Origin of the sequence: Paenibacillus haidiansis, from assembly GCF_036553665.1 — a bacterium.
Taxonomy (GTDB): domain Bacteria; phylum Bacillota; class Bacilli; order Paenibacillales; family Paenibacillaceae; genus Fontibacillus; species Fontibacillus haidiansis.
Map to the genome: position 1 here is coordinate 115,636 of NZ_JAZHPZ010000009.1, position 12,737 is coordinate 128,372.

Sequence of the window (12,737 nt, forward strand, 5' to 3'; positions counted from 1 at the left end):
GAACTTTCGCGAGTTAGGCCGGGGTCGGGCTGTTTTGTCTGGAGATGGCGAACAGCGCCGCCCAGATCAGAACGAATCCGACCGCCTGAGCCACCGTGATGATCTGGTTGAATGCGATCCAGTTCAGCAGCACGCCCACCATCGGGAAGCTCAGCTCGGCAAGCGTAGCCACCGACGCCTTGGTCGTCGTCAGTCCTTTATAGTATACCAGGATGCTGAGCAGCCCCGGCAACAACGCCTGCCCCAGCATATTCAGCGAGAAGGCGGCCATGGCGGCCCCGCCGGAAGGCAAATTCCAGGCGGCCCCTTCATGCCATGCGAGTCCGGCCAGCAGCGGCAGCGCCAGAATAAAGCGCAGCGAGGTCACCGTCTCGTACTTCATTTCCCCGACCATCAGGCGGCCCATGACCGTCGATCCGCCCCATAGCGCGGCGGCGCCGAGCGACAGCAGACTTCCGACCTGAACGAAATTGTTCCAGTGTCCGAACGGAACGGTAAAGCCGAAGGTGAGCAGATAAGTGCCGATGAGAGCAATTATAAACAGAAAACCGAAGCGGCGCGGCAGCGATTCCTTTAGCAGAATTCTGGCCATTACGATCGCGAACAAAGGCTGCAGCTTCTGCAGCAGCAATACGGCGTTGGCATCCCCGCTTCCCAGTCCCATTGTGAACAGGATCGTGGCGATCGCGGAGCCTCCCCAGGAGATAAAGAGCAACGCCCCGACCTGCTTCCAGCCGACGGTTTTCAGCTCGCGGCGGTTCTTCCACAAAACCGGCGCCATGCACAAGGCGATGATGATATGCTCCACAAGGACGATTTGCGCCGAGGTGATCGACTTCAGCAAAATAAGGCGAAACAGCGGGTCTACGCCCCACAGGGCGGCCCCCAGCACAACCAGCCAGAAACCGCTCTTCGCCCGCGACTTCGGCTCGGAAACGGCCGGACCGACTTGAACTCTGACACTTGATGCATTTTCCATATTCCCGACTCCTTCTTGAATATGGGGTCTACGCAGAAAGCCCCCGCCATTGACGCATCAGGTCAACATAAACGGGGGCTGATCAAATAAGCTCGCGAAAAAAGCATATAGCTTTGCCGCATGCCCATCTTTGATCTTCTCCCATCCGGACTGTACCGTCGGCCTTGGAATTGCACCAAGTCAGTCGCCGTTCAAAAAACGCGAACGGCGAGTCGCGGGCTAAGGCCGTCCTGGAGGACAACCATCACCGCCGGTCAGGAATTTCACCTTACCCCGAAGATCCATATTCATATCAAATTTGTTTTTATTTTATGGGTTGCTTTCATAGTAGCGCGCCACACCGCTTAACACTGTAAAATACGTCACATTGAAAACGATGATGACTAGTTTTATGAAAACCAACCATGTTTTCATCCATTATAGCATTAGATTTTCGTTTTGTAACCTGCTAAATTTTTGATAGTGAATTATTCGAACGCCGGAATCGCGATTTCACTGTAATTCTCAGCCAGGAATTGTTTCACTTCCGGACCGGAAATGGCCTCCGCCAACTTGCGAATCGGCTCGGAATCCTTGTTGTCTTCCCGCGCCACCAAAGTAATCGCAAACTCCGATTCCGTTGTTTCGGTCAGCAGAGCGTCCTTCTTCGGCGTCAAACCGAGCGGGCTGGCATAAGCCGGAGTCATGAGCGCCAGATCGGCGTCATCCAGCATCCGGGCCAGCATCAGCAAATCGACTTCCTCGAATTTATATTTATGCGGATTCTCGGTAATATCCGCAACGGTGGCGTTGATACCGACGCCTTCCTTCAGCTTGATATAGCCGGCTTTCTCCAGCATAACGAGCGAGCGCCCGGTATTGGAAGGATCGTTGGCGATGGCGACCGTCGCACCGTCCGGCAGTTCTTCCATCGACTTGAAGCGTTTGGAGTAAGCGCCGTAAACGGCATGGTATACGGGCTGTACGGGCACCAGTTCGCTGCCGGTACTTTCATTATATTGATTCATGTAAGGAACATGCTGGAAAAAGTTCGCATCCACTTCCTTATTCGCCAGCGCGTCATTCGGCTGGATGTTATCCGACAGCACCACCAGTTCCAGATTAATGCCTTCCTCTTTAAGCTGCGGCTTAATCAGTTCCAGAATATCCGTCATCGGCGGAATCAGCGTAGCCACTTTCAGCGTTACTTCCTGGTTCCCCGCCCCTTCCGCAGTCGCGGAATTTCCCGACGGTTCCTGAGCACTATTGTTCGCGGCGTTTCCGTTTCCGTTTCCGCAACCGGCCAAAACGACGAGCAGCAGGGCAAGCAGCCCCAGCATCCATTTTTTATTCATCTCCAAGCACCTCTCCGTATTTGATTTCTATAACTTTTTCTCAACTTCAAGTCTCTTTTTCCGCGTTACCTTTTGTCCAGCCATCTTGAAATCATGCTGCCGGCAACTTGAATCAACTGTACCAAAATGATCATCAGAATGATGACCGCGGCCATCAATTCGGTCTCAAACCGCTGATAACCGTAACGGATGGCGAAATCGCCGACCCCGCCGCCGCCCACGACGCCCATGACCGTGGAGTACGATATGAAGCTGATCGTTGAGGTGGTCAGGCCGAGCACAAGCCCCGAGCGTGCTTCCACATAAAGAAACTTGTAAACGATCTCCAGCTTCGAAGCGCCCATCGCCAGTCCCGCCTCGATTACACCCCGCGGCACCTCGAGCAGCGATTGCTCCACCTGCCTGGCATAAATCGCGATGGAGACAACCCCCAGGGGTACCGAAGCCGCGACCGTTCCGATCGCCGTCCCGACGAGAAATCGCGTCAGGGGAATCATGAAAACGACGAGCAGCAAGAACGGGAACGACCGGACCACATTCACGAATCCGTTCAGGATCGCCGACCAGGTGCGGTTCTCACGGAGCTGGCCCTTGGCGGTGAGAAACAGCATCGTTCCGAGCGGCAGCCCAAGCAGGACCGCCGCCGCCAGCGAGATGCCGACCATCAGAAACGTCTCCCCGACCGCTTCGCCGATTTGAGCGCGGTATTCCATGAATTTCTCCAGCATCAGAGCAAAATCAAACATCCCGCATCCCCGCCTTCCCGAGCAATTGCTCCCGGTAGGACGGAGTCCGCCGGGCCGTTTCCCGGCCCGGCCGCTCCCGTTTCTCCAGAGCGAAGCCGTCGGTCAGCCGCCCCTGTTCCATTACGGACACGTAATCGCAGATTTCTCTGACGACCTCCATCTCGTGCGTTACGATCACGATCGTGACGCCAAGCGTTTCGTTGATGTGGCGGAGTACCTCCAGGATTTCCGCCGTCGTGGCCGGATCCAGCGAGGAGGTCGGCTCGTCGCAGAGCAGCACGTTCGGGCGGTGTGCCAGCGCTCTTGCTATCGCCACCCGCTGTTTCTGCCCGCCGCTGAGCCGGGCCGGATATTGCCCGACCTTCTCCTCCAATCCGACGAATCGCAGGCACTCCAGGACGCGTTCCTTGCGCAGCTTTTTATCGATGCCGGCAAGCTCCAGCGGAACGGATACATTCCCGCTCACACTCCGGTTATGCAGCAGATGAAACTGCTGAAACACCATGCCGATGGACCGCCTGGCCAGCCGCAGGCCGCTTTCCGGAAGCCGGGTCAAATCCTGCCCGTTGACAATGACGCTTCCCTGATCGGGCGGCTCCAGCACATTCATCATGCGCAGCAGCGTCGATTTGCCCGCTCCGCTAGGGCCGATGATCCCGTGGATGCTCCCTTCCGCGATCGTAAGTGAAACCGAGCGAACAGCCGCGAACAACCCGTCCTTGGACGGATAGCTTTTGCTAACCTCTTGAAGCGAAATCATTAGTCCACCCCCGACCTTTCGCCCCGAATCAATTGTATTAATAATTCAAATCAACTGTTACAATAAAATTTTTCTTTTGATTATAGACTAAAATATTCCCTGTGTCACCAAATATATTGTTTTGTAATATCCCATTTAGCACTATCCCGATTGTAAAATACATGAAAAATGAAACATTCCGTTTAGATACTGCGTTTTAAAGGTACACAAACCATATGACATTCAGGGAGGGAATTAAGATGACCCCAATAAATAAACGCCGGGTTACGATTGCTTTGGCCATATCCGCCGTACTTGCACTCACCGCATGCTCCGGCCCGTCCGGCTCCGAAAAACCCAATAACACTCCGTCTCAGGAAAATACGCAAAACTCCGGGACTGAAAATAACGATGCCGCTGTAAATCCTGGGGGTGATGCTGCGGAGGGATCAGGCTCGCCGCAGCTTGTCGCCGAATTCGACAGCCTGCTGCAAGAGAGCGGGAAGCTCCCGGACGCGTTCCGGTTTGTCGCCGAGCATGCCGATGAGCTTAACAAGGAGCAGGTCTCCCATATGCTGCTTGCGCTGGAAGAGGCCCAGATGGAGCAATTTTCGGACCGGGTGGACAGCTTTTACGAAGGTGATATGCAGGAGCGAATCGCCAAAATATACGAAATCGGCGATACCTTCGATGAGCTGATCGATAAAGCGCCGGACGAAGACCTGAAATCGCTGCTGACCGAAACCCGGGATAGCGGCTATATGCTGGCGACGGTCGAAGGCATGTTCAACCCGGACCCCGATTACCGGAAATTGGCCGAGTTTGGGGGAAAAGCTACTGAGGACGTGGCCGCTTATCTGGAACTGAAGACGAAGGAATCCGCACAGCGTTCCCTGGCCGATGCCGCTCTCGTCGTCAGCTGGGAAGAGCTTGTGAACCGGGGGCTCTCAGCCGAGGCCTTCACCCTGAAATACCCGGACTCCGAGCGCATCGAGGAAGCGAAGCTGCTGTTTGCGAATTACAAGACGACGATCTTTTACGGAGCAAACAATACCCCTTTGTTCGGTTATGAAGACGAAAAAATGGACCCGGAAGCGCAAAAGGCTTACGAATCGGCGCTTGCGGGGGCAAATTCCGGCGCGAGCCCGCTGCTGGAGAATTTGCGGAAATTCATGGATGAAGCCGCCAAGGGGCAGTACAAACTGACCGCTTCCCTGGAGCAATTGCGCGGCGAATTGGTACCGCTGGGCACGGAGTAACTCTACCGGGAATTCGGATTCATAAATGAAAAACAGGTTGATGCACCGCTACATAGCGTTCATCAACCTGTTTTATGTTTAATGGCGGGCAACCGGCGATGGATCAGCCCCCGATCCATCGCCGCTCGGAATCATTGTCGATTCCCCGTTGCCGCTCCTCCAGGGTAATTCTGCAGCTGGCCGACAGTTCTTCGACCGCCAGAATGGACGAAATCAGCTCCATATTCATCCGGTCATGGTACAAAACCCGGTTCACGCTCTCCAGCGTAATTCCCGCCGGATGTCTCTCCTTCAAAGCAAACGGCTGGGCGACGCTTACCGTTCCTGCCCGGAGCACTCTCAGATAGAAGCCCGTATAACCCGTTTCCTGAAACCACAGCGGCAGCCCGGGAGAAGCGAACCTTTTGGCCAGTTTATGGCAGGGAGGTCGGGGCTGGGTAACCTGGATCAACGTTTCGCCCCACGAGAAAATATCCCCCAGGCACACCTCGTTTTCCGTCATTCCCTCCACCGTCATATTTTCGCCGAAATCTCCATAGTTCAGGTCCTGATTCAGCACCTTGGCGAAATAACGGTAATGCTCGGCGGAGTGCATGCTGAGCGCTTTGTTCGGGCCGCCGTGCCGCAGCCGGTTGGCCTGGACGTCTCCCTCCAGATTCAGCGGAGTCAGCCGCAGTTCGTGCTGTACGGGATATTTTTGAATCGCCGTAATGACCTCCTTGCCTTCATACACCAATCTTTTGGGCTGCCCTATGTTTACCGACAACAATTTGATCATGCTCGCCAAAGCCTCCTTTTCACCGTTCCGACCCGCGCTATCCTTGCGGAGCATCTGCCAGCACGACGCCTTTATCCGCCGGGGGCTGCGCCGGCTCCTCTTTTTTGCGGTATTTCCGGATCAAACGGTACTGCGCCGGACCGGACAAGAGCAGCAGCAAAGCGACCGCCGAAAACATGACGCCGCCGCCGTAATATTCAAACAAAAGGCCGAACAGCACCGGAGAGAGCAGCTTCGGAATCTGCATATACATTCCGAAGATGGCGTTATATTTCCCCCGCATATCGGACGGGGCGATGATAGAGACGTATTTTTGCAAGTGGGTCATGCCGATGATTTCGGCCACCGTAAAAATAAGCTCGATCAGAACCAGAATATAGAAATGGCGGGCGAAGCCGTAACCGAAGCTGACGATCGCAAACAAACAATAGCTTAGCAAAATCATCATTTGCGGCGTACGGTGCTCCGTTTTTTTCGCAACCCATACCATCGCCGCCACGACCACCACCGAGTTGATCGTCATCAGAATCGCAAACAGGGACGAGGCGTTGGCAAAATTCGCCTGCAGATGCAGCGGAAACGTCGTCTCCACTTGGGAATACAGTACGCCCACCGGCAGCGTGAACAAGGTGAACCAGTACAACAGGCGATGGCCGCGAAATGTAACCTTGGGCGAAGGCTCGGCTTGATACTTTCTGTCTTTCTCCGAACGGGCGGGCATCGTCTCCGGCACTTTCCACCACACCAAGAAGGCAAACAAGGCGAACGAAGCCGCCGAGACGGAGAATACGGTGCTCTGATTCCACGTATAGATAAGAAGCCCCAACAAGGGGCCGACCGCTCCGCCGACATTGATCGCCGTATGGATGAGGGCGAACACTTCCCCGCGTTTTTCCGGAGGCACGACATCGGCAACCTGCGCATTGGCGGCCGGCAGAAACATAGGCATCCCCATCCCGTTGATGATCGACAGTACGGCGAATTCCCAAACCCGGTCGGTAAAAACAAAGCCGAGCATGCATAGTCCCTGTATCAACAGGGCGACCAGCATTACCGGCTTGCGTCCGTAACGGTCGGCCAATCCTCCGCCCCAAAAGCTCAGCACAATTCCGGCGAGAGACTGAAGACCGACGATCATTAACGGAAGCAGCACGGAGCCTTCCAGCTTGTCCGACAAATAAAATACGAAAAAAGGGCGGAGCATAAAGGTGGTCATCGCGCACAAGGCGGTTCCGAACACGCGGATCCAGATCACGGCGTCGAATTGGGACAAGGAAGAGAAAAATCGTCTCATAATTAGCCCATTCCCATATGATTATTGCCTTCGCAGGACAATTCCCACGTCCGCAGTTCGTAAGACTCCACCCCGGCCTGTACATAAGGGTCCGCTTCGGCGACCGCCTTCGCTTCCTCATAGCCGGCCGCTTTGATAATAACCATGCCGCCGCGGTAATCGGTGAACGGTCCGCACAGCACCAGTTTGCCTTGACGGTCCAGTTCCTTCAGATGGCCGACATGGGCCCGGATCAGCTCCTCCGACATTTCCTTACCGGGAATGACGGACAATAAAATGACGTAACGGATATCCTCGTCTCGGGTTATATACATGAAGAATCGCTTCCTTTTTCAAATATTGTTCGGATCAGTTTCCTTTACATTGCTTACACCTGCGTCTCTGCGGTCTCTCTCCCGGCGGCCGCCGCTTCGGCAGGGAGCCAGCAATGCGGGTCCTCGGCCAGATGAGTTTGATAGTAGCCATAAGCCACGCCCCGGCAGCCGCCGCACCGCTCCCGGATCGCGCAGGTTCCGCATTTGCCTTCCAGCCTGCCGCGGTCCCGCAAATCCCCGATTACCGGCGATTCGTCCCATATTTCGCGAAAAGGCTTGTCCTTCACGTTGCCGATCGCGATCGGCAGCATCACGCACGGGGTCACCGTGCCGTCGGGGGCGATATAGCCCTGCCCCGCCCCCGCCTGGCAGCCGCGAAAAGCGCCTTGGCGCGCCAGCGCCGGATCGACCAGTGCCATTTGCGCCAAATGGCTCGTAAATTTCATGCGTCCCGCATATTCCCGGCGTTTGCGGGCCCATAGACGGGCGATCTCTTTCCATTCCTGCGGCGAGAGATCCATCTCCTGGCTGCCCCGACCAACCGGAACGAATTGGGACAGGTTGAACAGATGGATGCCTTGATCGTACGCGAATTGGATGACCCGCTCCAAATCCTGGACATTCCCCCTGTGCGGCGTAAAACATACATGCGTTTGCAGCCCCGCCTCCCGGCAAGCCCGCATCGCCGCCGTCGCTTTCTCGAACAGTCCCGGCAAGCCCCGGACGGTATCATGAACCTCCCCAAGCCCGTCGAGACTGATTTGAACGCGGCTAAGCCCCAGCCGCTTCAGCTCGCGCGCCCGCTCCCCCTGAATCCACCAACCGTTGGTGCCGAGCCCGACCTGCATATTCCGCTTGACGGCGTGGGAAATAATCCGGTCGATATCCGGGCGCAGCAAAGCCTCGCCTCCCGACAGGGCCAAATCCACGCAGCCGAGATCAGCCAGTTGATCGATCAGGCCGAGCGCCTCTTCCGTCTCCAGCTCGCCGGGCATCCGGCAGCCCGCACTGGAGGAGCAATGAACGCAGTGCGCGTTGCATAAATTCGTTACCGCCCATACGATATGCAGGGGATAACGGAGAATCAGCTCCATGGAACCCTCTCCTTTCGCTTAAACTGGATTCGCCGGCTCCCGTATCGGTTCGCCGATCACTTCATACGGCTCCTCCGCGAGCAGATAATCGGCTATACCGGCCAATTGGTTTTTACTTAAATCGTCGATTCTTGCCAGCACTTCCTGCAGGGTGACCATCCTCCTGCCGGGAAGCCAGGCCTGCGCCATCGAAATCATCCTGCTGTCGGTCGTGGAAGCATCCACCGCGAGTTGGGTTTTCATTTTGTTTTTGGCCCGCCGAAGCTCGGTCTCTTCTATGCTTCCTTCCCGTAAAGCCTGCAGCTCCTTATGCAATACTTCCCTTACCTTTTCATCGTTTCCGCCCGGAAAGGTACTGTAAATTTTCAACATTCCGCCTCCGGTGTAAGAGGTGTATACCGAATTGGCCTGCTCCGCAAGCCGCGCCCGCACCAGCGCCGACTCCAGCCGCGAGCCCATCGTGTTGTCGTCGCCCAGCAGCGTGCACAGCAAATGAGCCGCATAATGCCCCTCCCCTTGCAGCGGGGGCAGAGCAAAGCCCCAAATTCCAGTTCCTTTGCGGAACATGCGGTCATTCAGCCGCGATTTCCGGTCCGGGCCAAGCTTCAGCGCCGACCGTTCCGCCGCGGGGACACCACCGGCCTCTGTCCAGGCATTCAGGATACGGAGAGCCGCCTCGATTTGCCCGTCCGTGAAGGCTCCTACGATGATGACGAGCGTATTGCCCGGAACGTAATGCGCTTGATGAAATGCCCGCAGTTCGTCAAGCTCCAGCGCCTCCAGGTCCTTCCGGTATCCGATCAGATTGCCGCCCATTCTGCCGGCATAACCGATGCGGTGAAGCTCCTGCAGCATCCGGCTTCGGGGCTCGTCCAGCTGCCTGGCCAATTCCTCCTGCACCACACTCCGCTCGACGGCATAATCACCGTTATCGAGCCGCGGGTGCCGGACCATGTCGTTCACCATCGCAAACACGCCGTCAAAATATTCCGGCAGCATCCGCGCATATACGCATGTCTGCTCCCAAGAAGTAAAAGCGTTCATATCCGAGCCGGTTTCCGTCATCGCTCTGCGTATCGCTTCATCCGAGTAAAGCCGCGAACCCCGGAACAGCATATGCTCCAGCATATGGGCCGCCCCCGTTTGCGCCGGCGTTTCGTCCCGGGCACCGCTGAGTACGTAAAAACACGCCGACACCGTTGCACTCGACGGCATCCGGTGCAGCAGAACGCGAACTCCGTTCGGCAATTCCAACGATTGCTGCATCGTCATCCTACTTTCCCCCTCCATAGACAGCGCCCGCTTTCAGTTCACTTTCCGCCAGCGGCCCCACGCTTGCTATGCCGAACGAACCGCTCAGCGGAAAGCGCTCGATCACCTCGCGAACCCGCTGCACCGTGACGGCCTCGATCGCTTGGCGCATGGCCGCGAGGCTGCGCGGATATTCCGGGTACCATCCGGAAGTCAACAGCGTATTCATGCGGGCGACCGTGCTTTCGGAACGCATCACCATTTGCCGGATGAGCTGATTCCGCGCGGTTTGGACCTCGGCTTCGGTCACGCCAAGCCGCTCCAGGCACTCCAGCTCCAAGCGGATTTGCTCCAGCGCCTGCAGCGCCGAATCCCGGCGGGAACCAAGCTGGATCGTCATCAATCCGCTGTCCCGGAAAGAGGTCACGCTGCTGCGGATTTGATAAACAAGCCCGCGGCGCTGCCGGAGCTCCTGGTACAGTCGGGACCCGTCGCCGCCGCCGATAATTTGGGCCAGAACCGCCACCGGGAAAAAAGCGGGATCGTCGTAAGGAACCGCCGGGATGCCGAGCGCCAGATGAACCTGGTTGGCTTCGCGCTCCCTGGCGGCGACTCCCGGAGTCCATTGCGGCGCGGGCCCGAGCGTCAGCTTGCTTGCCGCTTGGAGCGCAGCGTCACCGTTCCATCGCTCTTGGCAAATATCCAGCTCTTCCTCCAACTGCCGGGCCGGATAGTTCCCCACAACGGCCAGCACGCAATTGGCGGGATGATACAGCCGCTCAAAGACGACCCGGACTGTGTGCGGGTCAAGATGCGTATAATGGCCGCTTTGGCCGTAAGCCGGCCTGGCGGCCGGGTGGTCGCCGGCCATCGCCTGGCGGAGGAGGTCGGCGGCGCTTGCCTGCGGTTCGTTTTCCCGAACCGCAGCCTGATGCGCGGCGAGCGAGCGGTATGCCGCAAAGGAATGCTCCGCAAGTCCCGGCGACGACGCCGCTTGCAGTATAAACCGCAGCAGGCCGGCGAAATGGGGCGCAAGCGTCGTGGCCCAGAAACGGGTCCACTCGACATTCGGCGCCGACTTTTTGTAGACTCCCAGTTCCGCCAGGCCCGCGGACAATCCGTCCCAGATCCAATGCTCCAGCACGCGCGAGCCGCCCAGCTCGCCGGGGCGCTCCAGCCTCGCTCCGGCTCCCGCAAGCAGGCCGACGGAGACCGTTTCTATATCATGTAAAGGCATCGCAATCACGGTAAGCCCGTTGCTTAATTGCCGTAAGGAAACTCCGTCTTTTTCCATTGCCATCACTCCTAGAAATGGGGTGAGAAAAGGACCTCCCGCGAAGAGAGGTCCCTTTCGCCGGTCAGATTACCCGCCAGGCAATCAGCGACAGCTCGCCCAAATCCACAATATCCATGTAGTCGACTGCCGACAGCAAATCGCATTCTTTCATTTCGGATAATGAGGCCCGTGCCGATTCCAGCAGCAATTCCTTGGTTTGTTCCATGATCTCTCACCTCCTTTCCCGGCTAAGGAGACGATCAGTCCGCGATGGTTACCAGTTTCCGCTGCTCCAGTCTCTCCAGCAGCTTCCAAACCGCCAGCCTGCCTTCATCGCAGTGTAAAGCCGGAATTTCCTCGCAAGCGATCGAAGTAAGCTTGTCAACTTCAAAGGAGTATTCGCATAATTTCAAAATAGCGTAGGCCACAGGCTGCAGCAGGTGGATCTCATCCGTGGCCGGATTATATACAATGAACTTCCGGTTCTCCTCTTTGCGGGTCACGACCCCCGGGGCCCGGCTTACAACGCTGTTCGGGTTCATCTCGTTCATCACGCCCTCCTTCTAAAGTGCCGCGGCGGTTTCCGGCACGATCCAGCAGTACGGGTCGCCGAGCGCCGGGTCCCCGTAATAGGCCAAAGAGGCCGACCGGCAGCCGCCGCAAACGTATTTGTGTTCACAGGTACCGCAGTTGCCCACGGTTTTCGACTTACGGTCGCGGATATCGGCAAGCATCGGAGAACGGTTCCATATATCGGAAAAAGACGCTTCCCGCAGATTCCCCGCCGACATCGGCAGTGTCACGCAAGGAGTCACATTGCCGTCGACCGTAATTCTCGCGGTTACGCGGCCGGCCCCGCAGCCGATATACTGCGCGCCTTCTTTAGGCGGCAGCATCAACGCGACCCGGCAGTCATGCCAGTAAATTTTCATGGTCCCGGCATACTCCCGCTGCATTTCAATCCATTCTTCGATGACGCCCTTCAGCTCCTCCGGTGTTAAGGCAAGCTCCCGGTCTCCCCGGCCCGTCGGAATAAATTCCGATAAATTCACGCCGTTTGCGCCGAGCCGCGCCGCTAATTCCACCACATTCCTACCGTCCCGGAAGTTCAGCCTCGTGGGCGTATAACCGACGGTGACGCTGATCTGGTTGCGAACCAGGCATTCCACGGCCGCCACCGCTTTGGCGAACAGCCCCGGTACAAGGCGTACCTGCTCATGGACCTCGGCCGTAGCGCCATCGATGCTGACGCATACGCTTTGGATCCCCGCCCGCTTCAATTTGTCGCACATCGCATCGTTTATCACCGCGCCGTTCGTTCCGACGGACACCATCATGCCGCGCTCACTCGCGCGGGAAGCGATCTCCATCCAATCGGGACGCAGCAGCGCCTCTCCCCCGGACAGCCCCAGGATCAATACGCCCGCCTCGGCCAGCTGATCGACTACGGTTAACGCTTCTTCCGTAGAGAGCTCCATCGGGTGGGGTTGTCCCGCTCCGGAATAACAGTGCACGCATTTTGCGTTGCATCGGAGCGTAATTTCCCAGACCAGATAGAACGGGGCTTTAAAATCATCCTGAATTGTTGCAAGCACACTCACAGTCAAATCCTCCTTCCGCCAGATGGCGCCGGATCGCTCCAGCTATCCTTAACGTAGCACAGCCCCGCGCTC

General features: G+C 57.1%; 14 protein-coding genes and 1 riboswitch. Of the genes, 1 reads left to right on the plus strand and 13 read right to left on the minus strand.

Going from position 1 to position 12,737, the window contains the following annotated elements; all coding sequences use genetic code 11:
* Positions 1-13: 13 nt before the first annotated feature.
* From V3851_RS17640 to V3851_RS17655, 4 genes are all read right to left on the minus strand, one after another.
* On the minus strand, positions 14-979 hold the full coding sequence (locus V3851_RS17640; RefSeq protein ID WP_331847871.1) for a DMT family transporter: 966 nt from the start codon (positions 977-979) through the stop codon (positions 14-16).
* Positions 980-1,108: 129 nt separating this feature from the next.
* Positions 1,109-1,264: riboswitch (FMN riboswitch) on the minus strand.
* Between the two features lie 182 nt (positions 1,265-1,446).
* On the minus strand, positions 1,447-2,313 hold the full coding sequence (locus tag V3851_RS17645) for a MetQ/NlpA family ABC transporter substrate-binding protein (RefSeq protein ID WP_331847872.1): 867 nt from the start codon (positions 2,311-2,313) through the stop codon (positions 1,447-1,449).
* Positions 2,314-2,378: 65 nt separating this feature from the next.
* The gene (locus V3851_RS17650; RefSeq protein WP_331847873.1) at positions 2,379-3,059 is read right to left on the minus strand and encodes a methionine ABC transporter permease; all 681 of its coding nucleotides are present in this window, start codon (positions 3,057-3,059) and stop codon (positions 2,379-2,381) included.
* Positions 3,052-3,819: a methionine ABC transporter ATP-binding protein gene (locus V3851_RS17655; RefSeq protein WP_331847874.1), complete on the minus strand. Its 768-nt coding sequence runs from the start codon at positions 3,817-3,819 to the stop codon at positions 3,052-3,054. The genes V3851_RS17650 and V3851_RS17655 overlap by 8 nt, the downstream gene beginning before the upstream one ends.
* A 239-nt stretch (positions 3,820-4,058) precedes the next feature.
* Here V3851_RS17655 and V3851_RS17660 point away from each other — a divergent pair, with 239 nt between their 5' ends.
* Positions 4,059-5,057, plus strand: coding sequence for a hypothetical protein (locus V3851_RS17660; protein ID WP_331847875.1), 999 nt, complete (start codon positions 4,059-4,061; stop codon positions 5,055-5,057).
* A 103-nt stretch (positions 5,058-5,160) separates the two neighbouring features.
* On the opposite strand, the gene V3851_RS17665 is transcribed toward V3851_RS17660, so the two are convergent.
* The 9 genes from V3851_RS17665 to V3851_RS17705 form a co-directional block, all read right to left on the minus strand.
* Positions 5,161-5,835, minus strand: a complete 675-nt coding sequence (locus V3851_RS17665; RefSeq protein WP_331847876.1) for an MOSC domain-containing protein — start codon at positions 5,833-5,835, stop codon at positions 5,161-5,163.
* A gap of 37 nt (positions 5,836-5,872) precedes the next feature.
* Complete coding sequence (locus V3851_RS17670) at positions 5,873-7,129, minus strand: MDR family MFS transporter (protein WP_331847877.1); 1,257 nt, start codon at positions 7,127-7,129, stop codon at positions 5,873-5,875.
* A gap of 2 nt (positions 7,130-7,131) precedes the next feature.
* Positions 7,132-7,443, minus strand: a complete 312-nt coding sequence (locus V3851_RS17675; RefSeq protein ID WP_331847878.1) for a YciI family protein — start codon at positions 7,441-7,443, stop codon at positions 7,132-7,134.
* A 53-nt stretch (positions 7,444-7,496) separates the two neighbouring features.
* Positions 7,497-8,537 carry a radical SAM/SPASM domain-containing protein gene (locus V3851_RS17680; protein ID WP_331847879.1) on the minus strand — a complete coding sequence of 347 codons (1,041 nt, stop codon included), beginning with the start codon at positions 8,535-8,537 and terminating at the stop codon, positions 7,497-7,499.
* Between the two features lie 18 nt (positions 8,538-8,555).
* Complete coding sequence (locus tag V3851_RS17685) at positions 8,556-9,809, minus strand: M16 family metallopeptidase (RefSeq protein ID WP_331847880.1); 1,254 nt, start codon at positions 9,807-9,809, stop codon at positions 8,556-8,558.
* 1 nt (position 9,810) lies between these two features.
* Positions 9,811-11,082, minus strand: coding sequence for a M16 family metallopeptidase (locus V3851_RS17690; protein ID WP_331847881.1), 1,272 nt, complete (start codon positions 11,080-11,082; stop codon positions 9,811-9,813).
* 64 nt (positions 11,083-11,146) lie between these two features.
* Positions 11,147-11,290 carry a hypothetical protein gene (locus V3851_RS17695; protein ID WP_331847882.1) on the minus strand — a complete coding sequence of 48 codons (144 nt, stop codon included), beginning with the start codon at positions 11,288-11,290 and terminating at the stop codon, positions 11,147-11,149.
* 34 nt (positions 11,291-11,324) lie between these two features.
* Positions 11,325-11,615, minus strand: a complete 291-nt coding sequence (locus tag V3851_RS17700; RefSeq protein WP_331847883.1) for a hypothetical protein — start codon at positions 11,613-11,615, stop codon at positions 11,325-11,327.
* A 12-nt stretch (positions 11,616-11,627) separates the two neighbouring features.
* Positions 11,628-12,665: a radical SAM/SPASM domain-containing protein gene (locus tag V3851_RS17705; RefSeq protein WP_331847884.1), complete on the minus strand. Its 1,038-nt coding sequence runs from the start codon at positions 12,663-12,665 to the stop codon at positions 11,628-11,630.
* Between the last annotated feature and the right edge of the window lie 72 nt (positions 12,666-12,737).